This window comes from Achromobacter sp. FW305-C-28 (assembly GCF_058783235.1).
The window spans coordinates 12,965-36,463 of the sequence record NZ_JBYSYL010000013.1 but is presented as its reverse complement, the minus strand read 5'-3'; the positions used below and the strand labels follow the sequence as shown (position 1 = coordinate 36,463).

22 protein-coding genes and 1 riboswitch are annotated in these 23,499 nt (G+C 67.4%); of the genes, 13 read left to right on the top strand and 9 right to left on the bottom strand.

Annotation, left to right across the window (positions count from 1 at the left end; all coding sequences use genetic code 11):
* Positions 1–29: 29 nt before the first annotated feature.
* Entirely contained in the window at positions 30–1,334 is a 1,305-nt protein-coding gene (locus AC3WMR_RS25540; protein ID WP_492266070.1) for an MFS transporter, read from the bottom strand.
* A gap of 113 nt (positions 1,335–1,447) precedes the next feature.
* Between AC3WMR_RS25540 and AC3WMR_RS25535 the strand changes: the two genes are divergently transcribed.
* Positions 1,448–2,422, top strand: a complete 975-nt coding sequence (locus tag AC3WMR_RS25535; protein WP_492266071.1) for an Lrp/AsnC family transcriptional regulator — start codon at positions 1,448–1,450, stop codon at positions 2,420–2,422.
* Between the two features lie 110 nt (positions 2,423–2,532).
* On the opposite strand, the gene AC3WMR_RS25530 is transcribed toward AC3WMR_RS25535, so the two are convergent.
* From AC3WMR_RS25530 to AC3WMR_RS25520, 3 genes are read right to left on the bottom strand one after another with little or no spacing between them, the layout of a single operon-like run.
* Positions 2,533–5,022 (bottom strand): branched-chain amino acid ABC transporter ATP-binding protein/permease, encoded by a 2,490-nt coding sequence (locus AC3WMR_RS25530; RefSeq protein ID WP_492266072.1) that lies wholly within the window; start codon positions 5,020–5,022, stop codon positions 2,533–2,535.
* Positions 5,022–5,900 (bottom strand): branched-chain amino acid ABC transporter permease, encoded by an 879-nt coding sequence (locus tag AC3WMR_RS25525; protein WP_175192434.1) that lies wholly within the window; start codon positions 5,898–5,900, stop codon positions 5,022–5,024. Before AC3WMR_RS25525 ends, AC3WMR_RS25530 begins: the two co-directional genes overlap by 1 nt.
* 35 nt (positions 5,901–5,935) lie before the next feature.
* Positions 5,936–7,126: an ABC transporter substrate-binding protein gene (locus tag AC3WMR_RS25520; RefSeq protein ID WP_492266073.1), complete on the bottom strand. Its 1,191-nt coding sequence runs from the start codon at positions 7,124–7,126 to the stop codon at positions 5,936–5,938.
* 230 nt (positions 7,127–7,356) lie between these two features.
* Here AC3WMR_RS25520 and AC3WMR_RS25515 point away from each other — a divergent pair, with 230 nt between their 5' ends.
* Genes AC3WMR_RS25515 through AC3WMR_RS25505 form a run of 3 tightly spaced genes read left to right on the top strand, consistent with a single transcriptional unit; the run spans position 7,357 to position 9,755 of the window.
* Positions 7,357–8,307 (top strand): polysaccharide deacetylase family protein, encoded by a 951-nt coding sequence (locus tag AC3WMR_RS25515; protein ID WP_492266074.1) that lies wholly within the window; start codon positions 7,357–7,359, stop codon positions 8,305–8,307.
* A gap of 55 nt (positions 8,308–8,362) precedes the next feature.
* On the top strand, positions 8,363–9,124 hold the full coding sequence (locus AC3WMR_RS25510; RefSeq protein WP_492266075.1) for a GntR family transcriptional regulator: 762 nt from the start codon (positions 8,363–8,365) through the stop codon (positions 9,122–9,124).
* 1 nt (position 9,125) lies between these two features.
* Positions 9,126–9,755 (top strand): flavin reductase family protein, encoded by a 630-nt coding sequence (locus AC3WMR_RS25505; RefSeq protein ID WP_492266076.1) that lies wholly within the window; start codon positions 9,126–9,128, stop codon positions 9,753–9,755.
* Between the two features lie 40 nt (positions 9,756–9,795).
* Here AC3WMR_RS25505 and AC3WMR_RS25500 read toward each other — a convergent pair whose 3' ends face one another.
* Positions 9,796–10,719, bottom strand: coding sequence for a LysR family transcriptional regulator (locus AC3WMR_RS25500; RefSeq protein ID WP_492266077.1), 924 nt, complete (start codon positions 10,717–10,719; stop codon positions 9,796–9,798).
* A 132-nt stretch (positions 10,720–10,851) separates the two neighbouring features.
* Between AC3WMR_RS25500 and AC3WMR_RS25495 the strand changes: the two genes are divergently transcribed.
* The 9 genes from AC3WMR_RS25495 (at position 10,852) to metF (ending at position 19,427) form a co-directional block, all read left to right on the top strand.
* On the top strand, positions 10,852–11,850 hold the full coding sequence (locus AC3WMR_RS25495; protein WP_025136220.1) for a tripartite tricarboxylate transporter substrate binding protein: 999 nt from the start codon (positions 10,852–10,854) through the stop codon (positions 11,848–11,850).
* Between the two features lie 61 nt (positions 11,851–11,911).
* Positions 11,912–13,333, top strand: a complete 1,422-nt coding sequence (gene leuC, locus AC3WMR_RS25490) for a 3-isopropylmalate dehydratase large subunit (protein ID WP_492266078.1) — start codon at positions 11,912–11,914, stop codon at positions 13,331–13,333.
* Complete coding sequence (gene leuD / locus AC3WMR_RS25485) at positions 13,330–13,983, top strand: 3-isopropylmalate dehydratase small subunit (RefSeq protein WP_492266079.1); 654 nt, start codon at positions 13,330–13,332, stop codon at positions 13,981–13,983. The genes leuC and leuD overlap by 4 nt, the downstream gene beginning before the upstream one ends.
* A 12-nt stretch (positions 13,984–13,995) precedes the next feature.
* Positions 13,996–14,886, top strand: coding sequence for an alpha/beta fold hydrolase (locus AC3WMR_RS25480; RefSeq protein WP_492266080.1), 891 nt, complete (start codon positions 13,996–13,998; stop codon positions 14,884–14,886).
* A gap of 164 nt (positions 14,887–15,050) precedes the next feature.
* On the top strand, positions 15,051–15,287 hold the full coding sequence (locus tag AC3WMR_RS25475; protein WP_492266081.1) for a DUF1289 domain-containing protein: 237 nt from the start codon (positions 15,051–15,053) through the stop codon (positions 15,285–15,287).
* 88 nt (positions 15,288–15,375) lie between these two features.
* Positions 15,376–16,416, top strand: coding sequence for a glycosyltransferase family 4 protein (locus AC3WMR_RS25470; protein ID WP_492266082.1), 1,041 nt, complete (start codon positions 15,376–15,378; stop codon positions 16,414–16,416).
* An 85-nt stretch (positions 16,417–16,501) separates the two neighbouring features.
* Positions 16,502–16,610: riboswitch (S-adenosyl-L-homocysteine riboswitch) on the top strand.
* A gap of 100 nt (positions 16,611–16,710) precedes the next feature.
* Positions 16,711–18,129 (top strand): adenosylhomocysteinase, encoded by a 1,419-nt coding sequence (gene ahcY / locus AC3WMR_RS25465; protein ID WP_175192443.1) that lies wholly within the window; start codon positions 16,711–16,713, stop codon positions 18,127–18,129.
* 120 nt (positions 18,130–18,249) lie between these two features.
* Positions 18,250–18,585 carry a phage holin family protein gene (locus AC3WMR_RS25460; RefSeq protein WP_025136213.1) on the top strand — a complete coding sequence of 112 codons (336 nt, stop codon included), beginning with the start codon at positions 18,250–18,252 and terminating at the stop codon, positions 18,583–18,585.
* The gene (gene metF, locus AC3WMR_RS25455; RefSeq protein WP_492266083.1) at positions 18,585–19,427 is read left to right on the top strand and encodes a methylenetetrahydrofolate reductase [NAD(P)H]; all 843 of its coding nucleotides are present in this window, start codon (positions 18,585–18,587) and stop codon (positions 19,425–19,427) included. The genes AC3WMR_RS25460 and metF overlap by 1 nt, the downstream gene beginning before the upstream one ends.
* 106 nt (positions 19,428–19,533) lie before the next feature.
* Here metF and AC3WMR_RS25450 read toward each other — a convergent pair whose 3' ends face one another.
* The 4 genes from AC3WMR_RS25450 to AC3WMR_RS25435 all read right to left on the bottom strand — a co-directional run bounded on the left by AC3WMR_RS25450 (position 19,534) and on the right by AC3WMR_RS25435 (position 23,499).
* On the bottom strand, positions 19,534–20,532 hold the full coding sequence (locus AC3WMR_RS25450) for a tripartite tricarboxylate transporter substrate-binding protein (RefSeq protein ID WP_492266084.1): 999 nt from the start codon (positions 20,530–20,532) through the stop codon (positions 19,534–19,536).
* Positions 20,533–20,752: 220 nt separating this feature from the next.
* Positions 20,753–21,616: a proteasome-type protease gene (locus AC3WMR_RS25445; RefSeq protein ID WP_492266085.1), complete on the bottom strand. Its 864-nt coding sequence runs from the start codon at positions 21,614–21,616 to the stop codon at positions 20,753–20,755.
* A 55-nt stretch (positions 21,617–21,671) separates the two neighbouring features.
* Positions 21,672–22,475 carry a transglutaminase family protein gene (locus tag AC3WMR_RS25440; RefSeq protein WP_492266086.1) on the bottom strand — a complete coding sequence of 268 codons (804 nt, stop codon included), beginning with the start codon at positions 22,473–22,475 and terminating at the stop codon, positions 21,672–21,674.
* A 13-nt stretch (positions 22,476–22,488) separates the two neighbouring features.
* Positions 22,489–23,499, bottom strand: coding sequence for an alpha-E domain-containing protein (locus AC3WMR_RS25435; RefSeq protein WP_492266087.1), 1,011 nt, complete (start codon positions 23,497–23,499; stop codon positions 22,489–22,491).

The following is a 23,499-nucleotide window of genomic DNA, read 5'->3' as shown; positions in this document are numbered from 1 at the left end:
GCGGGGCATGGGACGCTGCAAGAGGCGCGTTACTTCAGCGATTGGCCCCGGGTTTCAGGCATGCGGATGAAGGTGATCAGCGTGATGACGGCGCCCGCCAGCACGTAATAGAAGAACCAGCGTTCCATGCCCTTGCTTTGCAGCCAGGTCAGCAGGTAGGGCGTGGTGCCGCCCAGCAGCGCGACGACCAGGTTGTACGGCGCGCCGATGCCGACCGCCCGCACGCTGGTCGGAAACTGCTCGGACATGATGGCCGGGGCGATCGACGTGTACATGGCATACAGCACCAGGCCGAACAGTTCCACGGCCAGGATCGAGCCGAACGACGGGCCCAGCGTGCTCATCAGCGGGTAGAAGAAGATCAGGTAGCCGGCGGCAAAGAAGATCAGCTGCGGCTTGCGGCCGATGCGGTCGGACAGCATGCCGAACAGCGGCTGTACCAGCATGAACACGATCAGCGCGATGGTGTTGGCGGCGAACGCGACCTGCGGGTCGGCCTTGACCTGGCGGATGGCGTAGGTAGGCACGTAGGCCACGAAGATATAGAACGCGAAGGTCGTCAGGATGGAGAAGCCGACAATGCGCAGCACTTCGCGCGGGTGGTCACGCAGCAGGGTGCGCAGCGGCTGCTTTTCGACACCGGCTTTCTTGGCGTGCGAGAACGCTTCGGTTTCGGGAATCGAACGGCGGATCCACATGCCGGCCAGGCCCCCCAGCGCGCCCAGGGCGAACGGAATGCGCCAGCCCCAGGCGGCCATGTCAGCGCGGGTCAGCGTCGACGTCAGGATCCAGCCCACGGCCGAGGCGGCCAGGATGCCGACGGCGGCACTGAAGAAGACGAAGCTGGAATAGAAACCGCGCTTTTCGGGCGGCGCCATTTCCGCCAGAAAGGTCGTGGCCGAGGCATACTCTCCGCCCAGCGACAGGCCTTGCAGCAGGCGCGCGGCTGTCAGGAGCAGCGGGGCGGCCAGGCCGATGGCGGCGTAGGTGGGGGTGACGGCGATGATGAGCGAACCGCCTGCCATCATCAGGATGGTCAGGCCCAGCGCGGCCTTGCGGCCGTAACGGTCGGAGAAGATGCCCAGCACCCAGCCGCCCACCGGACGCATGAAGAAACCGACGGCGAAGATGCCGAACGTGTACAGCAGGGCGGCGGTTTCATTGCCTTCAGGGAAGAACTGGCTGGAAAAGAAGATGGCGAACGACGCATAGATGGTCCAATCGAACCATTCGACGGCATTGCCTACACTACCGGCCAGAATCGTGCGGGCCCGCGATACGGGCGCGGCGCTTGCCCCCTGCGTGGCGCGCAGGGTTGCGGATGGGGTGCTCATAAGGTCCTCGGGTATTTATTTTTGGTCAATTTGACCGTTTAATTTTGTGTTTTTATCAATGCGCGAACGTTAGATTAATGAATATGGTCACGTCAAGTAAGGGTAAGTCCCTAATGCCGGCGCTCGATGACACCGATCTGGCCTGCCTGATCGCCTTGCAGGCGGACCCGCGGGCGTCCTGGCGCGAACTGGGCGCGGCCACCGGCATCGCCGAGCGCACCGTGGCGCGACGCATCAAGCGGCTGATGGACGCCGACGCCCTGCGCGTCATCGCCGAGGCCGACCCGCTGGCCACCGGGCGCGGCGTGGTGCTGCATGCCTGGGTGCGCTGCCGGTCGGGCCGCGTGCCGGACGTGGCCGAGGCGCTGGCGCAGCTGGGCATCACCCAGTTGGTGGTGACGCTGGCCGGCACCGCGGACCTGATGGCGGAATTGACGCTGGAAGACGCGGCGGACATGCCCGACGTGGTGACGCGCGTCCTGCCGTCGATCGACGGCGTCGAGCACGTCGAAGCCCGGCTGGTGCTGCGGCCGTTCCGCCGGGCGGGCCAATGGCGCATCCAGGCCGATGCCGGGGCGCCTCAGGACGCGCAGGAGCCGTCGTTGGCGCCGCCGGCGGCACTGACGGACGCCGAGCAACGCATCGTCGCTCATCTGATGCGCGACGGTCGCGCCAGCCTGGCGGAACTGGCCGGGCACGCCGACGTCAGCGAGCCCACCACGCATCGCCTGCTGCAACACCTGGTGGACCGGCGCGCGTTGAGCTTCCGGGTCGAGGTCGAGCCTGCCCTGGTGGGCTTTCCGGTCGAGGCGGTGATTTCGGTGCAGGTGCGGCCGCAGGCGGTCGATGCGCTGGCCGCGCACTTGGCGCTGGATCCGAACACGCGGTGCCTGTTCGGCACCAGCGGTGCGTCGCAATTGTTCTGGCACGTGCTGTGCCGCGACAGCCTGCATCTGTGGGATGTGGTCACGCGCCGGCTGGGCGAGCTGGACGGCGTGCTGGCCAGCGAAGTGGGCGTGGTGATGCGCGCCTACAAGCGTTGCGGCATCGTGCGCGAAGGCGCGCGGCTGGGCGGCGAAAACGCCTGATCGGCCGGCAGGGATACGCGGGCCGGCTGGCCCGCAGAGCGCCCGAGCCGACCCGAGTTGACTCGGGCAGACCCGATTCGTCCCGAGCCGGCCCGACTGCGCCTGCGTCGCTACGCGCCCAGGTAGGCGCGGGCCAACGCCCCATCGGCCGCGATCTCCTGCGCCGTGCCCTGCGCCGCCACGCGGCCAGATTCCAGCACGTAGGCGCGGTCGGCCAGGGACAGCGCCAGCGCGGCCATCTGGTCCACCAGCAGGATCGTCATGGATTCGGCGCGCAGCCGGTCCAGCGCTTCGAACAGCTCGTCAATGATCTTCGGCGCCAGCCCCAGCGACGGTTCGTCCAGCAGCAGGATGACGGGCTTGGACATCAGCCCGCGCGCAATGGCCAGCATCTGCTGTTCGCCGCCGGATAACAAGCCGGCACGCTGGTGCAGCCGCTCGCGCAGCCGCGGAAAGCGCGTCAGCATCTCTTCCACTCGCGCGTCGCGGTCGGCCGGATGCAGGAAGGCGCCCAGCCGGATGTTGTCCAGCACGCTCAGGTCGGGAAACACCTGGCGGCCTTCGGGCACCAGCACCAGTCCGCGCGCGACGATGCGGTCCGCCGCCAGCCCATTGAGTTCCTGGCCTTGCAGGTGCATGCCGCCTTGCGCCGGCCGGTGCAGGCCTGCCAGCGTGCGCATCAAGGTGGACTTGCCCGCGCCGTTGGCGCCCAGCAGCGCCACCATTTCGCCTTCGCGCACCTGCAGGTCGATGCCATGCAGCACGGGGTTGGCGCCGTAGCCTGTGGTCAGGCTGCCTACCCCCAGCACTTCGGGGGCGATGCCGGGGCCGGCCGAGGCAGGGCGTGCGGCGGGTGCGCGCCGCGCGGCGTCGTCGCCCAGGTACGCTTGCCGCACCGCGTCGGATTGCTGGATCTGGGTGGGCGTCCCTTGCGCCAGTTCGCGGCCGGCGTCGATGGCGACGATATGGTCCGACACGCCCATGACCAGCGCCATGTCGTGTTCGACCAGCAGCACGCCTGCGCCCGCCTCGGCGATGCGCCGCAGCAGTCCGGCCAGGCGGGCCTTGTCTTCGCGCGACAGGCCGGCCGCGGGCTCATCCATCAGCAGTACGTCGGCGTCCGTGGCGAGCGCGCGCGCAATCTCCACCAGCCGCCTGTCCACGTGTGGCAGGTCGGCGGCGGGCGTGTCCAGTGCGCCCTCGTAGCCGCAAAAGGCCAGCAGGGCGCGTGCCCGTTCGCGGGCGTCGGCTGCCAGGTAGCGCCGCTGCGCCAGCAGTCCGCCAAGGCGGCCGCGCAACAAGCCCAGCGCCACGTTGTCTTCGACGCTGAGCGTGTCGAACAGCTGCGAGGTCTGGTAGGTGCGCGCAATGCCGCTGCGCGCCACGCGGTAGGCGGGCAGCGCGGCCAGGGGGGCCTGGCCCAGCGACACCGTGCCTGCGGTCGGCGCGTAGTAGCCGCTGAGCATGTTGATGACGGTGGACTTGCCCGCGCCGTTCGGTCCGATCAGCGCCGTGACGGCGGCGGGGGCGACGCTGAACGACACATCCTGCACCGCGCGTACGCCGCCGAAGGTCATGGTCAGCCCTTCAGCCCGCAAGGCGCGGCGCGGCCCGCCACTGGCCGTGATGCCTCCTTGGCGAGGCGCCAGCCGCGGCGCCGTGCGGCGCTGCCGCCACCGCCCCAGCAGCCCGGCCGCGCCGTCGGGCGCGGCCCACAGCACCACCAGCAGGAAGGCGCCGAAGAACAGCAGCCGGTATTCCTCCAGGCCCGCCAGCACTTCGGGCAACAGGCCCACCACCAGCGCGCCCAGGAGCGGCCCGGCCAGCGAGCCGGCGCCGCCGATGGTCACCGCCAGCACGAACAGGATGGACTGCATGAAATTGAAGTTGTGCGGCGTGATCATGCCGGCCTGCGACGCATACAGCCCGCCGGCCAGGCCCACCACCGCCGCGGACACCATGAACGCCACCGCCTTGACGACCAGCGGATTGATGCCGATCGATTCACTGGCGGTCTCGCTGTCCTTGACCGCCCGCATTGCCGCGCCCCAGGCGCCGCGCGCCAACCGCGCATAGCCCGCCAGCGCGACGAAGACGGCGACGATGGCCAGCATCGCCACGCCGCGGTCGCCGCCCAGGCTGCCCAGCGAGGGCTGCACGATGCCCATCAAGCCGTTCTGCCCGCCGGTCACGTCACCGCCTTCGATCAGCGCGTGTTCCACGATGAAGCCGAAGGCAATGGTGATCATCGCCAGGTAGGGGCCTTTGACGCGCAGCGCCGGCACTGCCAGCAGCAGGCCGAAGGCGCCGGCCACCAGCGCCGCCACGGGCCAGGCCAGCCAGAAGCTCCAGCCTGCCTGCCCGGTCAAGATCGCCACCACGTAGGCGCCGATGGCGTAGAACGCCGCGTGGCCGAACGACATCTGTCCGGTCAGCCCCAGCAGCACGTTCAGGCCGATGCCCGCCAGCGCCAGCAGCGCCACGTTGCCCAGCACGAACACGTAATAGCCGTTGACGCTGGCGACCAGCGCCAGGCTGGCAACGGCCAGCAGCGCGTAGCCCGCCAGCGCCAGCGGAAAGGATGCAGTGCGTTTGTCCATCAGACTTTCCTTGCGGCAGCACGGCCGAACAGCCCGTCGGGGCGCGCGGCCAGCATCACGATGACCAGCGCGAAGCTGATGATTTGCGTGTACCCGGAACCCAGCGTCACGGTGATCAACGCTTCGACCACGCCGAACAGCAGCCCCGCCAGCATCACGCCCCAGGCGCTGGTGATGCCGCCCAGGATCGCCACCACGAAGGCCTTCAGGCCGAACAGCGTGCCCATGTCGGCCTGCACGTTGAACAGCGGCGCGACCAGCGCGCCGGCGATGCCCGCGAACAGCGTGGACACGGCAAAGGCCGCCATGATGGCGCGGCGCACGGGGATGCCCATCAGGCGCGCGGCATTGGGGTTCTGCACCACCGCCAGCAGCGCCACGCCCCAGCGGGTGCGGCGCGACAGCGTATGCAATGCGGCGGCCAGCGCCAGCCCGATCAGCGGGATCAGCAATTGCAGCGGATACACGCCCAGGCCCAGTCCGCCGATCTCCAGCGGCGCTTGCGCCAAGGGCGACGGCAGGCTGCGCGGCTCTTTGCCGAAGGTGAACATCACGACGTTGTCGAGCACGATGCCCAGCGCCACCGTGGACATGAGCCAGGCGTTGGAGCCGCGGCTGGCGAACGGTCGCACCGCCAGCCGCTCGACCACCAGGCCGTACAGCGCGCACAGCGCCAGTGCCGGCGGCAGGGCGGCTGCCAGCGGCCAACCCAGCGTCTGCGCGAAGGTGTAGGTCAGCACGGCGCCCAGCATCATCGAGCTGCCCTGCGCGAAATTGACCGTGCCCGACACGGCGTAGGTCAGATAGAAGCCCAGGGCCATCAGCCCATACATGCTTCCCAGGCCCAGGCCGCTGACGATGGCGGACATCCACAACATGCGTGTCTCCCGGTGGCGATGGTGGCGGTGCGCGCTTACTGCGCGCTCGCGACCGGCAAAATGCGGTTGTCCACGAAGTGGGTCCACACGTAGTCGTTCTCGCGTAGCGCATCGTGCGAGGTCGGCGTGAAAGGCTGTTCGTAGGTCTTGATCAGGCCTTCGTACTTGCCGATCTTGTAGAAGCCCTGGCGCACCGCGTCGCCGTCGGTGGAACCGGCCTGGGCAATGGCCAGCGCCGCCAGCCGCATGCCGTCGTAGGCGTTGGCCACGCCCACGGCCGGCGTGATGTCCTGCGGGCCCTTGATGTCGGGATACCTGGCCTTGAGCGCCTGCATCACCTTTTCACCGACCGGGCTTTGCTTGCCGAAGAAGCTGTAGGTCTGCACGAAGTGCACGTTCTTGGCGTTGGGGCCGGCCAGCTCGGTGAAGCGTCCGCCCGCGGGACCCCAGTGCGACACCACCGGCACCTTCCAGCCCATGCGGTCCAGCGACTTGACGACCTGTGCCGACGGGCCCACGTTGCCCACCAGGAACAGCGTGTCCGCCCCGGCCGCCTTCAGGCGGCTGAGCTGGGGCGTGACGTCCAGATCGGCGGGCTGGAATTTCTCGACGCCGGCCGGCGCGATCCTGGCGGCTGCCAGCGCCGCGTCCAGGCCCTTTTCGTTGGATTCACCCCAGGGGTTGTTGACCAGGATCATGCCCGGCTTGGCGCTCTGAAACGTCTTTCGCGCGTATTGCACCATGGCGCTATCGACGATCTCGTCCATGGCCGAGACGCGGAAGACAAAGTTGGGATTGCCTTTGTTCTGGGTGATCGCGGTGCCGGCGGCCCACGGGCCCATGAACGGCACTTTCTCCTGGTTGACGATGGGCACGATCGCCATCGATACCGGCGTGTCCAGCCCGCCGAACAGCACGGTGACCTTTTCCTTGTAGATCAGCTCGCGCGCGGCGGCCATGCCCTTGGCCGGGTTGCCTTCGTCGTCGCGCCGCACCAGCACCACCTGGCGTCCGCCCAGCAGGCCGCCGCTGGCGTTGATCTCGTCGATCGCGATGGTCATGCCGCGCGTCAGCGCTTCACCGGCTCGGGCCGATTCGCCCGACAGCGCGGTGATCAGGCCGATCTTGATCGGGTCGGCAGCCAGCGCCGGTTGCGTGGCCAGGCCGGCCGCGAGCAAGGCGGCGCTGGCGGTGCGAAGCAGGAAGGAACGGCGGGTCGGGGTCATCGGGCACTCCTGGAAAAGTGGAACGGATCTTGCATGGGTTCAAGTGCTGCTCCGGTTCCCTATGCAAGATCCATGCCACCCGGCCGGCCATGCGCCGCGCCTGTCTCGCAAGGCCTTGTCCCAGGGGGATGTGAACGGTTCATCTGGGAGTTTGTCTCGCCTTAATCCAAATTTTGTTCCCAAAACATCAGGCTTTTTGTTCACAATCACGCATCAGGATTTGCACCAAAATGAATCCATCCCAGCTCTCAAGCACCAATCCGGGGCGCGACGCGCCCACGCCCTGGGCCCCTGCGCCGCTCGCCAGCCATGGCCGCTTTCCTTACCAGGCGATTACCGGCCGGGCGGACTACGCCTGGCCCAACGGCGCGCGCCTGGCGGTGTACCTGGGCTTCAATATCGAGCACTTCGCCTTCGGCGAGGGCCTGGGGGCCGAGCTGGGGCCAGCCTCGCCGCATCCCGACGTGCTCAATTTCGCCTGGCGCGAGTACGGCAATCGGGTGGGGGCGTGGCGCTGCCTGGAACTGTTCGACGAATTGGCATTGCCCGCTGGCGTGCTGATCAACACGGCGCTGTATGAACACTGCCCCGAACTCGTCGACGCCTGCCTCGCGCGCGGCGACGAATTGATCGGGCATGGCTATAGCAACGCCCACCGCCAGGGCGGCCTGTCCGAACCCGACGAACGCGCGTTGCTCGAACACTGCCGCGACCGCATCGGCCAGCACGCCGGCCGTGCGCCCGCCGGTTGGCTGTCGCCCTGGATTTCCGAAAGCCACGCCACGCCCGACCTGTTGGCTGAAGCGGGCTACCGCTACACCTTGAACTGGTGCCACGACGACCAGCCGGTGCGCATGCGCACCCGCGCGGGCGACCTGTGGGCGATTCCATATCCGCAGGAGCTGAACGACATCCCCATGATCATGGGCCGCAAGATGGACGCCCGCGACTTTGCCGATATGATTCTTGACCAGTTCGAGGAAATGCGGATGCAGGCGCAGCGCCAGCCGCTGGTGATGGGCATTGCGCTGCATCCGTATATCGTGGGCCAGCCCTATCGGCTGCGGCACCTGCGCCGGGCGCTGGCGCCGCTGGCCGCCGCGCGCGACCGCGGCGAGATCTGGTTCGCCACGCCCGGTGACATCTGCCGCCATATGGACAGCCTGACGCCCACGGCCTGACCCCGCCCGCTGATCTTTCACCCCCGCGACCTTCTTGCCAATGCCGAGCCCCGCCATGCCCACCCGCAGCCCCAACAAACCCCGTTCCACGCCGGCCGTCAAGCGCCGTGCGACAGTCGTTGCGCCCTCGGCCGACGACACGGCGCCCGACGCCGACCAGGAACGCCGCATCTGCGAGGCGGTCTACGAAAGCGTGATGAGCCAGCGCCTGACGCCCGGCACCAAGCTGCCCGAGGCGGCCCTGTGCGAGATCTTCGGCGTGTCGCGCTCGGTGGCGCGCAAGGCCTTGCAGCGCCTGGCGCACGAGCACGTGGTCGACCTGCACCACAACCGCGGCGCCGTGGTGGCCGAGCCCACGCCCGAAGACACTCGCCAGATCTTCCAGGCGCGGCGCGCGCTTGAGGCCGCGTTGCTGCCGCTGGCTGCCGCCCGCGCCACCAAGGCCGACTACGCCTCGTTGCGCAAGCAGCTGCGCGACGAGCACGCGTTGCTGCATCGCGCCGGCCAGCCGGCCTGGGCGCGACAGGCCAGCGCCTTTCACGTGCGGTTGGGTGAACTGTCGGGCAACGACATCCTGCACGGTTACCTGGCCGAACTGGTGTCGCGCTGCTCGCTCATCGTGGCGCTGTACGAGCCGCCGGGCAACGCCGCCTGCGAACACGGCGAACACGTGCTGATCGTCGACCTGCTCGAACGCGGGCAGGTGGCCGAGGCCGTGAAGATCAACGACAACCACCTGGCGGACCTGGAACGGCGCATCAGCCTGGAACGTCCGCAACCCGCTCAAACCCTTGCCCAGATGCTGGGACTGGCCTGACATGGACATCGACTTCGATTCAATCACCGAGTACCAGCGCTACAAGCTCATGGCGAGCCTGATCGTGCCGCGGCCCATCGCGCTGATCACCACCTTGTCGGAAACCGGCGTGGTCAACGCCGCGCCCTTCAGCATGTTCAACATGCTGGGCGAGGACCCGCCCATCGTCATGGTCAGCATCAACCGCCTGGAAGACGGCAACCTGAAGGACACGGCGCGCAACATCGCACGCACCGGTGAATTCGTGGTACACCTGACCGACGAGGCCATGGCCGAGAAAATGCACCGCTGCGGCGACCGGCTGCCGGCCGACGTCAGCGAGCTGGCCCACGCCGGCCTGGACGCCGCGCCCAGCCGAAAGGTCGCGCCGCCGCGCATCGTGCAAGCGCCCGTGGCGTTCGAATGCACGCTGTTCGAAACCCTGGAAACGGCCAGCCGGCAGATCTTCATCGGCCAGGTGCGCTGGCTGCACGCGCGCGACGGCCTGATCGACACCGAGACCTGGCGCGTGCGCCTGCAAGACTATTTTCCGGTGGGCCGCTTTGGCGCCAGCTTCTACGTCACCACGCGCGACCGCTACGCGATCGGTGGCGGCGACGCGCCGGCCAGCACGGCTATCGACGAGATCTAGCGGCTTTGCCCGGCGCTGCGCCACTGCCGGGTCCGCCGCATCACCAGACCGCGGCCTGTGAACCCGGCGCGCGCAGGTGCCGGGAAAATCGCTGCGCCAGGAAGTCCACGAACGCCAGCGTCTTGGCCGGCAGGTTCAGGCGTTCCGGGTACAGCACGTGGATATCGGCCGGCGGCGTGGACCATTCGGGCAGCACCTGCCGCAGCCGGCCGGCGCGCAGGCAGGCCGCCGTTTCCCATTCCGACCGCATCACGATGCCGTGGCCGTCCAGCGCCCATTCCAGCGCGCTCTGGCCGTCGTTGGAACTGACCGGCCCGCGCACTTTCACGGTTTCTACGCGCTGGCCGGCTTCCAGCCGCCAGGTGCCATAGGCCACGTCGTTCTCGCGCACCACGATGCAGCGGTGGCGTTGCAGCTCGCCCGGCGCGCGGGGTTCGCCATACGTGTCCAGGTAATGCGGCGACGCGCACAGCAGCCGCCGGTTCGACGCAATCTTGCGCGCGGTCAGCCGGGCGTCGGGCAGGTCGCCGAAGCGCACCGCCACGTCGAAACCTTCTTCGATCAGGTTCAAGGGCCGGTCGGTCAGGCGTAGCTGCACCTCGACGTCGGGGTACTGCCGCGCAAAGTCGGACACGGCCGGCGCGACGTGGGCGCGGCCGAAGCCGAACGTGGCGTTCAGCCGCAACAGGCCCTGGGGCTGGGCGCGGCTGCTGGAAACCGATCGTTCCAGCGCCTGCAGGTCGGCCAGGATGCGGCCGCCTTCGGCCAGGTACAGCTCGCCTTCCTGGGTGACGCTGACGCGTCGGGTGCTGCGGTTGAGCAGGCGCACGCCCAGCCGCTGTTCCAGCTTGGCCAGGCGCGTGCTGACGGCGGGCGGCGTCAGGCCCAGTTCGCGCGCGGCGGCCGACAGGTTGCCGTGCCTGACCAGCAGCGAGAAAAACGCCAGATCCGAAAGCGCGTCCATGGGCTTATTTATAAATTTAATTTAATAAAGATTTAGTTTAGTCATTAATTATAAGAATGGAACCGGCTTATACACTGGGTTCACCGATACGCAGAGCCGCCCGACGCGGCCAACCAAGAGGAGACCCGACCCATGAAGAACCCCCCCACCGCCCTGCGCGCCCTGTCGCTTGCTGCCGCAGCCACGATTGCCGCGTCCTGTTGGATCGCACCGGCCATGGCAGCCGACGCCTTCCCGCAGCGGCCCATCACGCTGGTCGTGCCGTTCGCCCCGGGCGGCAGCGTCGACATCGCTGCGCGCCTGATCTCCGACGCCTGGGGCAAGGCCCTGGGCCAGAGCGTCATCGTCGAGAACCGTGCCGGCGCGTCCGGCAATATCGGCATGGCGGCCGTGGCGCGCGCCGAGCCCAACGGCTACACGCTGGCCATCAACACCATGTCGCTGGCGATCAACCCGGCGCTGTTCAAGACCATGCCCTTCGACACCGCGCGCGACCTGCGTTCGGTGGGCACCGTGGGCACCTCGCAGCACGTGCTGACCGTGTCGCCGTCGCTGCCGGTGGACAACGTGCAGGCGCTGCTGGACTACATCCGCGCACGGCCCGCCAATGAGCTGAGCTTTGGTTCGGCCGGCACCGGCAGCACCTTCCACATGGCGGCGGAACTGTTCAAGTCGGTCTCGGGCACGCAGATCCTGCACGTGCCCTACAAGGGCGGCGGCCCGGCCATGGTGGACACCATCAGCGGCCAGGTGCAGATGAGCTTTCCGGTGCTGTCGGCGGCCAAGCCGCAGGTCGATGGCAAGAAGCTCAAGGCGCTGGGCGTGACCGGCACGACGCGCTCGCCGCTGTTGCCCGACGTGCCCACCATCGCCGAGTCGGGCCTGCCCGGCTATGCCTTCAACACCTGGTTCGTGATCAGCGCGCCCGCGGGTACGCCGCAGGCCGCCGTGGATACGCTCAACGCCAAGCTGGCGCAGGCCCTGCAATCGCCCGCGCTGGCCGAACGCATGGGCCGCGAGGGCTTCGACCCGCTGATCTCCACCCCGGCCCAGACCGACGCCATGGTGGCCACCGAGATGACGCGCTGGGCGGGCATCGTCAAGGACGCCGGCATCGAGGCCAACAACTGACGTTCCGCAATCGTTTCGTCGCGCCCCGCGCGGGCGCGTTTTTCTGCAAGGAAGCACCGACATGCCCGGCATGACGCTATACGACAAACTGGTGGCCAGCCACGAAGTGGTCCGCATCGACGACGAGCACATCCTGCTGTACGTGGATCTGCACATCATGAACGAATACACCAGTCCGCAAGCCTTCAGCGGCCTGGCTGCGCGCGGCCGCCAGGTGCTGCGGCCAGGGCAGCAGATGGCGGTGGTCGATCACATCATCCCCACCCATCCGGTGCCCGCCGCGCTGCGCGTGATTCCCGATGACGCCTCGTCGCGCCAGGCCCGCAACCTGAAGCGCAATTGCGACGAACAGGGCATTGCCCTGTTCGACACCACCGACCCGCTGCAAGGCATAGAGCACGTGATCGCGCCCGAGCACGGCATGATCCTGCCCGGCATGGTGGTGCTGTGCGGCGACAGCCACACCACCACCTACGGGGCGCTGGGCGCGCTGGGCTTCGGCATCGGCACGTCGGAAGTCGAACACATCCTGGCGACGCAGACGCTGGTGTATCGCGTGGCGCGCAACCTGCGCATCCGTGTCGACGGCCGCCTGCCCGCAGGCGTATCCGCCAAGGACCTGGTGATCTACGTCGTGCACCGCATCGGCGCCCAGGGCGCGCGCGGCCATGCCGTGGAATTTTGCGGCAGCGCCATCGACGCCCTGTCGGCCGAGGCCCGCATGACCCTGTGCAACATGACGGTCGAAGCCGGCGCACGCGCCGCGCTGATCGCACCGGACGCCACCACCGATGCCTACGTGAGCGCACACGCGCCGCAACTGGATGGCGCCGAACTGGCGCAGGCGCGGGCCTATTGGGCCACCCTGCATAGCGATGTCGACGCCGTCTTCGACGTCGAACAGGTGTTCGATGCCGCGTCGATCGCGCCGTTCGTCACCTGGGGCACCAGCCCCGACCAGGCCATGCCGGTCACCGGCACCGTGCCCGACCCGCAGGCTGAACCCGACGCACTGGCGCGTCTGGCCCTGGAAAAGGCCGTGGATTACATCGGCCTGCAGCCGGGCGCGCCCATTGCCGGCGTGCCGATCGACCGCGTGTTCATCGGCTCGTGCACCAATGGCCGCATCGAAGACCTGCGCGTGGTGGCCGACGTGGTGCGCGGCCGCCATGTGGCGGCCGGCGTGCGGGCCATGGTGGTGCCGGGGTCGGGCGCGGTGCGCGCCCAGGCCGAGGCCGAAGGCGTGGCCGCCGCGTTGATCGCGGCCGGCTTCGAATGGCGCCAGCCGGGCTGTTCGATGTGCCTGGCCATGAACGACGACGTGCTGCGCCCTGGCGAGCGTTGCGCCTCCACCACCAACCGCAATTTCGAAGGCCGCCAGGGCAGGGCGGGGCGCACCCACCTGATGAGCCCTGCCATGGCCGCCGCCGCCGCGCTGGCCGGTCGCATCGTCGACGTGCGCGATCTGGAGCAGACACGATGAATCAGACCATTTCCGGCGTTGCCGCGCCCTTGCCTTATTCCAATCTGGACACCGACCAGATCATGCCCAAGCAGTTCCTGCGCATCATCGACAAGGCAGGGCTGGATCGTGGCCTCTTGTATGACCTGCGCTTTGATGCCGACGGCGCACCACGCCCGGACTTCGTGCTGAACCAGCCCGCCTATGCGGGCGCGTCGATCCTGGTGGCCGGGCCCAACTTCGGCTGTGGCTCCAGCCGCGAACACGCGGTCTGGGGCCTGATGCAGTTCGGCATTCGCGCCGTGATCGCCGCCAGTTTCGGCGAGATCTTCTACTTCAATGCGCTCAACAATGGCCTGCTGCTGGTCAGCCTGCCGCCGGCCCAGGTCGACGCGCTGCTGGCGCGCCTGTCCGACCCGGTGTCCAATACGGCAGGCAACCGCGTCGAGATCGACGCGCTGGCAGGCACCGTGCGCGCCGCCGACGGCTGGACGGCCACGTTCGACCTGCCGGCGCGGCATCGCCGCATGTTCTCGCAGGGGCAGGACATGGTCGGCGCTTCGCTGCAGCAGTTGCCGGACGTGGAACAGTTCGAGGCCGGCCACTGGACCCGGCATCCGTGGATGAAAGACGTGGCGCGCCGTGTGCGCGACCGGCTGGACAACGAATAGGCGCAGACCGCAATGACCGCATTCTTCGATCTTCCCGTGCAACGCCACGAGGTCAACGGCATCCACATCGCTGCCCGCGTGGACGGCGCGGGGCCGCCCCTGCTGCTGCTTCATGGCCATCCGCAGACCCACGCCATCTGGCACCGGGTCTGGCCCGAGCTGACCCGCCACCACACTTGCGTGGCGGCCGACCTGCGCGGCTATGGCGACAGCGACAAACCCGCGGCTTCGCCCGACCATGCCGCGCATTCCAAGCGCGAGATGGCGGCCGACATGGTGGCGCTGATGCGCGCCCTGGGCCACACGCATTTCGACGTGCTGGCCCACGACCGCGGCGCGCGCGTCGCCCACCGCCTGGCGCTGGACCACGCGGCGGCCGTGGGGCGCATGATGCTGCTGGATATCGCGCCCACGCTCGATATGTACGAAAACACCACCCGCGCGTTCGCCCAGGCCTACTACCACTGGTTCTGGCTGATCCAGCCCGCGCCCATGCCCGAGACCATGATCGAGCGCGATCCGGTCTTCTACCTGCGTTCGGTCATGGGCGGACGGCCTGGCGGCCTGGCGCATTTTTCGGCCGAAGCCATGGCCGAATACGAACGCACGGCCCGGCTGCCGGGCTGGGCTACCGGCATCTGCGAAGACTACCGGGCGTCCGCCACACTGGATCTCGACCATGATCGGCAAGGGCGCGCGGCCGGGGAACGCCTGCGCTTGCCGCTGCGGGTGCTGTGGGGCGAGCGTGGCGCAGTGGGCCGCAATTTCGACGTGCTGGGTCTGTGGCGCGCGGTGGCCGACGAGGTCTCGGGCAGCGCCTTGCCCGGCGCCCACTACCTGGCCGAGGAGACCCCCGACGCACTGCTGCGCGAAGTGGCCGGATTCTTCGGTTGGCCGGAATAAGAGGCGCTTTGTCGCTGCTGGATGGCTCGCCCGGAGCCCGGGCGGACGGGAGCCGCGCGGGGCATTCCGACTCGCGACGGCGCTTGGCTGCGCTGTCAATCAAGCCACGCCAGGCAATAGGGCTATCAAAAAAGGGACGCACCCCTGGTGTTAACCTTCGGCCCATGAATCGCCACTTTACCGATCTGTCCGAATTGCCCGATCCCGAGGATGCGCAGCGCGCGTTCCGGGCCACCGATTCCCCCTGCGTCGCCGTTTGCTCCACGCTGTTCGACGACATCTGTCGGGGTTGCGGGCGCACGGCAATGGAAGTGGCCAATTGGGTCTTCATGACCGACGAGGAAAAACGCGAGGTCTGGGTGCGCATCAAGGCCCAGGGATATCCGCGCCGCAACAACTAGGGCGTACTGAACGGCCTGCAGGCCGGCCGTCTTGGGCGTGTCACATGCCGCGGGCTAAATCGCGGTATTGCCCACTTCCGGCCCCATCATGCGCATCGTCCTGGTCACGGATGCCTGGCATCCGCAAGTCAATGGCGTCGTCCGCACCTGGACGACCATGCAGCAGATCCTGAGTGAATGGGGCCACGAGCTGATCGTGGTGAACCCCCAGGGCAGCCGGACCATTCCGGCCCCGTCCGAGCCCGACCTGCGGCTGTGCCTGCAACCCGGCCGGCAACTGCGCCGCATCCTGGGCGACACCATCCCCGACGCCCTGCACATTGCCACGGAAGGCCCGCTGGGCCTGGCGGCGCGGCGCATGGCGCTGTCGCGCGGCTGGCGCTTCACCACCTCGTTCCACACCATGTTTCCGGATTACCTGCAGGCGCGCATGGGCATACCCGCCGCGTTGCCGTGGCGTTATCTGCGCTGGTTCCACCGGCCCTCGCAGTGCGTGCTGGTACCCACCCCCACCGTGCGCGACATCCTGGTGCGGCGCGGACTGGCCAACCTGCGGGTCTGGTCGCGCGGGGTAGACCCGCGCAAATTCCAGCCCACCGCCGGTCAGGCGTTCCAGGACCTGCCCCGTCCCGTTTTTCTATCGGTCGGCCGGGTGGCGCGGGAAAAGAACCTGGACGCCTTCCTGTCGCTGGACCTGCCAGGCAGCAAGGTCGTGGTCGGGGCCGGACCGGACGAGGCGCGCCTGAAGAAGCGCTTTCCGCAGGCCGTGTTCCTGGGCATGCAGAAAGACGACGCCCTGCCGGCGTTCTACGGCGCGGCCGACGTGTTCGTGTTTCCCAGCCTGACTGACACCTTTGGCCTGGTGATGCTGGAAGCCATGGCCTGCGGTACGCCGGTGGCGGCCTTTCGCAGCGAAGCGCCGCTGGCGGTCGTGGCGCAGGGCGTCACCGGCATCCTGGACGACGATCTGGCCCATGCCTGCCGCGCCGCGCTGCCGCTGGACCGCCACGCGGTGCGCGAACATGCCCTGACGCGCAGCTGGGATTCGGTCGCCTCGGACCTCCTGGCCTCGCTGGTGCCGCTGACTCCCGGCGCCGAGGTCGACAGGCGCCTGGCCCGAGCGGGCTGATCGGCTGTCGGGCGGGGGCCGGCGCCTGCGGAATTTGGCGCGCCGGGCGTTTCCCCCCGCAGGGCAAACCGGTACAATGCTTGCCAATCCTGAGGAGCGTTGCGACGACCATTGATCATTTGGTCGCCAGGCTCAGGAATTCCTGTTCAAGCGTTGCGCATCGCGCAGCGCTACAGCAACGGCGCTCACCTTTGTCGCGTATGGCGGAAAAGGCGAGCACTCGATTGTCGTGGTGGTTTCGCGTTGTCCGGCCATATCGTGCGCCGTTCGTTTTTCACGTGGAGCCTACACACCATGAACGCTGTAACCGATAAATCCTTCTCCGACTACCTCGTTGCCGATATGTCGCTGGCTGGCTGGGGCCGTCGCGAGCTGGCGATCGCCGAAACCGAAATGCCCGGCCTGATGGCCATCCGCGAAGAGTTCGCCGCGAAGCAGCCGCTCAAGGGCGCCCGCATCGCCGGCAGCCTGCACATGACCATCCAGACCGGCGTGCTGATCGAAACGCTGGTGGCCCTGGGCGCCGAAGTGCGCTGGGCCTCGTGCAACATCTTCTCCACGCAAGACCACGCCGCCGCCGCCATCGCCGCGTCGGGCACGCCGGTCTTCGCCGTCAAGGGCGAAACGCTGGAAGAGTACTGGCAGTACACCCACAAGATCTTCGAATGGCCCAACGGCCAGAACGCCAACATGATCCTCGACGATGGCGGCGACGCCACGTTGATGCTGCACCTGGGCACCAAGGCCGAGAAAGACATCTCGGTGCTGGCCAACCCCGGCAGCGACGAAGAGCGCGTGCTGTACGCCGCCATCAAGGCCACGCTCGAGCGTGACCCGAAGTGGTACTCGACCCGCCTGGCCCTCATCAAAGGCGTGACCGAAGAAACCACCACCGGCGTGCATCGCCTGTACCAGATGTCGCAGAAGGGCGAGCTGGCCTTCGCCGCCATCAACGTCAACGACTCGGTCACCAAGTCCAAGTTCGACAACCTGTACGGCTGCCGTGAATCGCTGGTCGACGGCATCAAGCGCGCCACCGACGTGATGGTCGCCGGCAAGATCGCCGTGGTCGCCGGTTACGGCGACGTGGGCAAGGGCTGCGCCCAGGCGCTGGTCGCCCTGCGCGCCCAGGTCTGGGTCACGGAAATCGACCCGATCTGCGCCCTGCAGGCCGCCATGGAAGGCTTCAAGGTCGTGACCATGGAAGAAGCTGCCGCCCACGGCGACATCTTCGTCACCGCCACTGGCAACTACCACGTCATCACCCGCGACCACATGAACGCCATGAAAGACCAGGCGATCGTGTGCAACATCGGCCACTTCGACAACGAAATCGACGTCGCCGGCCTGGCCGACTGCAAGTGGGAAGAGATCAAGCCGCAAGTCGACCACGTCATTTTCCCGGACGGCAAGCGCATCATCCTGCTGGCCCAGGGCCGCCTGGTGAACCTGGGTTGCGCCACCGGCCACCCGTCGTTCGTGATGTCGTCGTCGTTCGCCAACCAGACCATCGCCCAGATCGAGCTGTTCACGCGCAACGAAGCCTACAAGTCCGGCGAAGTCTACGTGCTGCCCAAGCACCTGGATGAAAAGGTCGCACGCCTGCACCTGGCCAAGCTGGGTGTGAAGCTGACCACGCTGCGCAAGGACCAGGCCGACTACATCAGCGTGCCGGTTGAAGGTCCTTACAAGCCGAATCACTACCGCTACTGATGCTTGTAGCAAAATAGGGAAGTATCCGCGCCATGTCGGCGCGGGCTTTCCGGTCCGCGGGGTTCCCCCGTGTCGCCTGGCGATGACGGGGCCGCGGAGCGTCAATACAGGAGGTCGAACATGGCATTGATACTCGTCTGGATCCTGAACGCGGTGGCCCTGCTGGCCGTTGCTTACCTGCTGCCCGGCATCACCGTGGCCAGCTTCGGATCGGCGCTCATCGCCGCCCTGGTGCTGGGCCTGGTCAACATGCTGGTCAAGCCGGTCCTGGTGTTGCTGACGCTGCCCATCACGATCGTCACGCTCGGTCTCTTTCTCATCGTCATCAACGCCTTGTTGTTCTGGTTCGTCGGCTCCGTGCTCAAGGGCTTCCAGGTCAACGGGTTCTGGTGGGCCGTGGGGGGTGCGATCCTGTACAGCCTCATTTCTGGCCTGCTCACCAAACTGATCCCCTAATGTCTGACTCGACTACCCCCGCTTTCAGTCTGGAATTCTTTCCCCCGCGCGATCTGGCCGGCCAGGAACGGCTGGTCCGCGCGGCCAAGCAGATGCTGGCGATCCAGCCCAAGTATGTCAGCGTGACCTTCGGCGCGGGCGGTTCCACCCGCGCCGGCACGGCAGACGCCGTGCGCACGCTGCGCAACCTGGGCTGCGATGCGGCGCCGCACTTGTCGTGCGTCGGCGCAACCCGCCAGGACCTGCGGGACATCCTCCAGGCATACAAGAATGAAGGCGTGCGGCGCGTGGTCGCCTTGCGCGGCGACCTGCCTTCGGGCATGGGCGGCGACGCAGGCGAACTGCGCTATGCCAACGAACTGGTGTCGTTCATCCGCGAGGAAACGGGCGACTGGTTCCACATCGAAGTCGCGGCCTATCCCGAAATGCATCCCCAGGCGTCCAGTCCGTCGGCCGACCTGGATCATTTCGTGGCCAAGGTGAACGCCGGCGCCGATGCAGCCATCACCCAGTACTTCTTCAATGCCGATGCCTATTTCGACTTTGTCGACCGGGCCCAGGCCAAGGGCGTGCGGGTGCCCATCGTGCCGGGCATCATGCCCATCACGAACCACACCCAGCTCTTGCGCTTCTCGGAAATGTGCGGCGCCGAAGTGCCGCGCTGGATTCGCCTGCGCCTGGCCGAATTCGGCGACGACAAGGCTTCCATTCGCGCCTTTGGCGTGGACGTGGTCACCGAGCTGTGCCAGAACCTGCTGGACAACGGTGCGCCGGGCTTGCACTTCTACACCCTGAACCACGCCGACGCGCCGTTGGCCGTGTGGAAGGAACTGGCGGTGTAAGCCAGATTGCAAGGGCGTATCGCCCAGGCAGGGCAAGGCCGGCATACGCCGGCCTTTTTTCATGCGCGCTTGCAGGTGCGGATTGATGGGCTCGCGCGCATGGCCATCAATCCGCGTACACCCCCGCTTTGCGGATGATGGGCCCCCACTTGTCCACTTCGGATTGCAGCCAGCGTTGCAGGCCTTCTGGCGTCTGCTTGGCCTCGGGCACGATCTCGGCGCCCAATTCAGCCATCTTTTGCGTGAAGGCCGGGTCTTTCAGCGCAGCGCGCAAGGCTTCGTTGAACTTGGCGATGACCTCGGGCGGCGTGCCCTTGGGCGCGTAGACGCCGTGCCACACCTTGACCTCGAAGCCCTTCACGCCGCCTTCCTGCAGCGTGGGCGCGTCGGGCAGCGCCTTGATGCGGTCCAGGGTGGTGACGCCGTACAGCTTCACGCGCTGGCTCTTGATATGCGGAATGGTCTGCGTGGTCTGGTCGCACAGCACGTCTACCTGGCCGCCCAGCAGCGCTGTCAGCGCAGGCGCCGTGCCGGCATAGGGCACGGTCGTGAACTGCACGCCCAGCGATTCCTGCAACAGCATGCCGCACAGCTGCGACACCGCACCCAGGCCCGCATTGGCCAGGTTGATCTTGTTGCCGTTGGCGTGGGCGTACTGGATGAATTCGGCCATGTTGCCGGGCGGCAGGTCCTTGCGGCCCAGCAGCGTCATCGGCACGTCGGCCACCTGGCCGACATAGGAAAAGTCGGTCAGCGGATTGAACGGCGGCTTGCGGTACAGCGCGGGTGCGGTGGCCATGCCGTTGTGGTGGATCAGGAAGGTATAGCCGTCGGGCGCGGCGCGCGCCACGTGCATGGCCGCCAGCGTGCCGCCGGCGCCGGTGCGGTTCTCGATGATGATGCTCTGGCCCAGCGTCTTGGACATCGCGGCGCCCAGGCTGCGCGCCACCACATCGGTGGGGCCGCCCGCCGAAAACGGCACCACCAGCGAAATGGCATGGTTGGGATAGTTGCTCTGGGCCGCGGCGGGGCCGCCGGCCAGGCAGGCCAGGGCCACCAACGGCCCGGCCAGGCGCGGCAGTGCGCGCGAGGAAATAGGAGTCATGTCTCGTTCCTTGTGGTTTTATCGTGACCCGCAAGGCGAAGCATGACGGGCTGGCACCAGTGTGGCGCGCCAGCCGGAAGATGAGAATTTGCGGTTTTACAAGCCGGGCTTAGGGAAGCGGAAAGGCGGGTTTATACGGTCAGACACTTTTACCGGCCGCGGGCAGAAAACACGAAAGCCCGCAGCAATTGCTTGCATGCGGGCTTCGGAAAAGCCGTCCCTAATTAGCCTGATCCTTTCCAGGATCTTCCGCCAGCACCTGCGGGGCGGCGTAGACGGCCAGGGGCACGTCCACCGGTTCGGCGCGTAGCGGCTGGTGGATGCGGCTGGCGGGCACCAGCGAGGCGGGGTCTTCGGGGTTGGCCCAGAGTGGGTCGGGGATTTCGGCGAAGACCTGGCGCAGGCGTTCGCCCCAGGTGCCGCGGATCATGCGGAAGTACTCGTTGTGCTCGTCGATGCTGGCGAAATGCGTGACGCGCAGCGCGTGCGTGTCGTAGACCAGCAGGTCCAGCGGCAGGCCTACCGAGATGTTCGAGCGCAGCGTCGAATCCATCGAGATCAAGGCGCACTTGGCGGCCTCGTCCAGCGTGGTCTCCGGGCGCAGTACGCGGTCCAGGATGGGCTTGCCGTACTTGGCTTCGCCGATCTGGAAGTACGGACATTCCGAGCCGGCTTCGATGAAGTTGCCGGCCGAATACAGCTGGAACAGACGGCAGCGCTCGGCGCCGATCTGGCCGCCGAAGATCAGGCTGACGTTGAATTCCACGCCCTGTTCGTGCAGGGCGGCGGCCTCGCGGCGGTAGACGTCGCGCACCGCGGCACCGACCCGGCGCGTGGCTTCGAACATGTCGGGCGCGTTCCAGACGGTTTCGCCGCCTTCGTCGTGCTGGCGTGCCAATGCGTTCAGCACGGCCTGGCTGACGGCCAGGTTGCCGGACGTCATCAGGACCATCACGCGATCGCCCGGGCGCTCGAAGACGGTCATCTTGCGGAACACGCTGATCTGGTCGACACCGGCATTGGTGCGGGAGTCGGACAGGAAGACCAGGCCGGAATCGAGGCGGGCTGCGACGCAGTAAGTCATGATGGGGAAAAAATAAAAGCCACGCCGCATTGTATTGCGGCGCGGCCCGCAGGGGTTATTGCTGCAAAGTCGTCTGCACTTCCACGTGGACCTCCATGGATTCCTCGCCGCCGCCGCTGCGCACGCCGCGCACCGGCGAGGCCGAATCGTAGTCACGCCCCACCGCCAGCCGGCAGTGGCAATCGGAGGCGAACTGGCGGTTGGTGATGTCCACGCTGGTCCAGCCGGTGTCGGGCAGCCAGACGTCGGCCCAGGCGTGGCTGGCCGCGTGCTGGGTGGTGGTGTACAGGTAGCCGCTGACGTAGCGAGCGGGCACGCCCAGGCCGCGCACGCAGGCCAGGAACAGGTGGGCGTGGTCCTGGCAGACGCCGTGGCCCATGGCCAGCACCTGGCTGGCCGCGGTGGTGACATCGGTGGTGCCCGGCTCGTAGGCCACGCGATCGCAGATGGCGCTGGCCAGCGCCAGCACGTCGGCCGGCGTATTCAAGCCGCCGGGCAGCACGTCGCGGGTGAAGGCGTGGATGGTGTCGTCGGCCTGCGTCAGCGGCGTCTGCACGCAATAGGCGTGCACCGGCAGGCGGCTGTCTTCGCCGCCCAGCGCGCCCAGCGTCAGCGCGCCTACCTGTACCTGGCCCACTACGCGCAGCTCGATTTCGGTGTGCGGGCGGTTCAGGGTCAGCGTGTGGGTGATGTTGCCGTAGGCATCCACCTGCTGTTCCAGCGCGCCGGGCGCTTCGATGTGCCAGCGCAGCACGCGCTGGTGCTCGTCGTCGCGCGGCGTCAGCCGCAAGGTCTGGATGCTGTAGGTGACGGGCGCGGTATAGCGGTAATGCGTGACGTGCGTGATGATCTGTTTCATGCCTGTCTCCTTGTCATGCCGACAGCGGCACCAGGAAGTCCTGGCTGATCCGGTTGCCCAGATCGTTGATACGGTCCAGGAAGTGCTCCAGGTACTGGTGCAGGCCGCTATCCAGAATGTCTTCGACGCGGCCGAATTGCAGCTCTGCGCAGAGCATGCCTGCGCGGCGCTGCGTTTCGGTCGAGCGTTGGTTCGATACGCGCGCCAGGTCTTCCGACACCGCCCGCATCGACGCCAGCAGCGAACGCGGCATGTCGGGGTGCAGGATCAACAATTCGGCCACGCGGTCCGGCGTGATGATGTCGCGATATACCTTGCGGTAGATTTCCAGCCCCGACACCGAACTGAGCAGTGCCGACCACCGATAGAACTCGCTTTGCAGACCGCTGGTGGCGTTACCGTCGGTGCGGCTATCCTGTTGTTGTTGCTGCTGCTGCGACCCGTTGGCGGTTGCACCGCCATTGCCGTCGCGTTCGTGGAACTTCACGTCCAGCATGCGCGCGGTGTTGTCGGCGCGTTCCAGGTGCATGCCGATGCGCAGGAAGTACAGCGCCTCGTCTTCGAGCATCGTGCCGATGGTGACGCCGCGGGCCAGGTGCGAACGGAACTTCACCCATTCGAAGAATTCGCCCGGGTTGCGTTCCAGAAGCCCGGTGTGCAAGTGCTTGAGCAATTCCAGCCAGGTGGTGTTGTAGGTCTCCCAGACTTCGGTGGTCAGGCTGCCGCGCACGGCGCGCGCGTTCTCGCGGGCGGCGCGCATGCAGGTGTAGATGGACGACGGGTTCTCGGGGTCGCGCACCATGTACTGCAGCACGTCCTGCGGTGAAATGACGGCATGCTTGGCGCGGTACAGGCCTTGCAGTTCCGAGATGCGCAACACGGCGTTCCACGAGCCCTCGCGGGTCTGCGCGTCTTGCGGCAGCAGCGACATCTGCAGGTTCACGTCCAGCATGCGGGCGGTGTTCTCGGCGCGCTCGATGTAGCGGCACATCCAGAACAGGTTGTCGGCGGTTCGGCTCAGCAT

Excerpts from the sequence above, each read along its gene's own strand:
- AC3WMR_RS25540 (WP_492266070.1), bottom strand. The coding sequence starts at position 1,334 with ATGAGCACCCCATCCGCAACCCTGCGCGCCACGCAGGGGGCAAGCGCC.
- AC3WMR_RS25535 (WP_492266071.1), top strand. The coding sequence starts at position 1,448 with ATGCCGGCGCTCGATGACACCGATCTGGCCTGCCTGATCGCCTTGCAG.
- AC3WMR_RS25530 (WP_492266072.1), bottom strand. The coding sequence starts at position 5,022 with ATGGACAAACGCACTGCATCCTTTCCGCTGGCGCTGGCGGGCTACGCG.
- AC3WMR_RS25525 (WP_175192434.1), bottom strand. The coding sequence starts at position 5,900 with ATGTTGTGGATGTCCGCCATCGTCAGCGGCCTGGGCCTGGGAAGCATG.
- AC3WMR_RS25520 (WP_492266073.1), bottom strand. The coding sequence starts at position 7,126 with ATGACCCCGACCCGCCGTTCCTTCCTGCTTCGCACCGCCAGCGCCGCC.
- AC3WMR_RS25515 (WP_492266074.1), top strand. The coding sequence starts at position 7,357 with ATGAATCCATCCCAGCTCTCAAGCACCAATCCGGGGCGCGACGCGCCC.
- AC3WMR_RS25510 (WP_492266075.1), top strand. The coding sequence starts at position 8,363 with ATGCCCACCCGCAGCCCCAACAAACCCCGTTCCACGCCGGCCGTCAAG.
- AC3WMR_RS25505 (WP_492266076.1), top strand. The coding sequence starts at position 9,126 with ATGGACATCGACTTCGATTCAATCACCGAGTACCAGCGCTACAAGCTC.
- AC3WMR_RS25500 (WP_492266077.1), bottom strand. The coding sequence starts at position 10,719 with ATGGACGCGCTTTCGGATCTGGCGTTTTTCTCGCTGCTGGTCAGGCAC.
- AC3WMR_RS25495 (WP_025136220.1), top strand. The coding sequence starts at position 10,852 with ATGAAGAACCCCCCCACCGCCCTGCGCGCCCTGTCGCTTGCTGCCGCA.
- leuC (WP_492266078.1), top strand. The coding sequence starts at position 11,912 with ATGCCCGGCATGACGCTATACGACAAACTGGTGGCCAGCCACGAAGTG.
- leuD (WP_492266079.1), top strand. The coding sequence starts at position 13,330 with ATGAATCAGACCATTTCCGGCGTTGCCGCGCCCTTGCCTTATTCCAAT.
- AC3WMR_RS25480 (WP_492266080.1), top strand. The coding sequence starts at position 13,996 with ATGACCGCATTCTTCGATCTTCCCGTGCAACGCCACGAGGTCAACGGC.
- AC3WMR_RS25475 (WP_492266081.1), top strand. The coding sequence starts at position 15,051 with ATGAATCGCCACTTTACCGATCTGTCCGAATTGCCCGATCCCGAGGAT.
- AC3WMR_RS25470 (WP_492266082.1), top strand. The coding sequence starts at position 15,376 with ATGCGCATCGTCCTGGTCACGGATGCCTGGCATCCGCAAGTCAATGGC.
- ahcY (WP_175192443.1), top strand. The coding sequence starts at position 16,711 with ATGAACGCTGTAACCGATAAATCCTTCTCCGACTACCTCGTTGCCGAT.
- AC3WMR_RS25460 (WP_025136213.1), top strand. The coding sequence starts at position 18,250 with ATGGCATTGATACTCGTCTGGATCCTGAACGCGGTGGCCCTGCTGGCC.
- metF (WP_492266083.1), top strand. The coding sequence starts at position 18,585 with ATGTCTGACTCGACTACCCCCGCTTTCAGTCTGGAATTCTTTCCCCCG.
- AC3WMR_RS25450 (WP_492266084.1), bottom strand. The coding sequence starts at position 20,532 with ATGACTCCTATTTCCTCGCGCGCACTGCCGCGCCTGGCCGGGCCGTTG.
- AC3WMR_RS25445 (WP_492266085.1), bottom strand. The coding sequence starts at position 21,616 with ATGACTTACTGCGTCGCAGCCCGCCTCGATTCCGGCCTGGTCTTCCTG.
- AC3WMR_RS25440 (WP_492266086.1), bottom strand. The coding sequence starts at position 22,475 with ATGAAACAGATCATCACGCACGTCACGCATTACCGCTATACCGCGCCC.
- AC3WMR_RS25435 (WP_492266087.1), bottom strand. The coding sequence starts at position 23,499 with ATGCTGAGCCGAACCGCCGACAACCTGTTCTGGATGTGCCGCTACATC.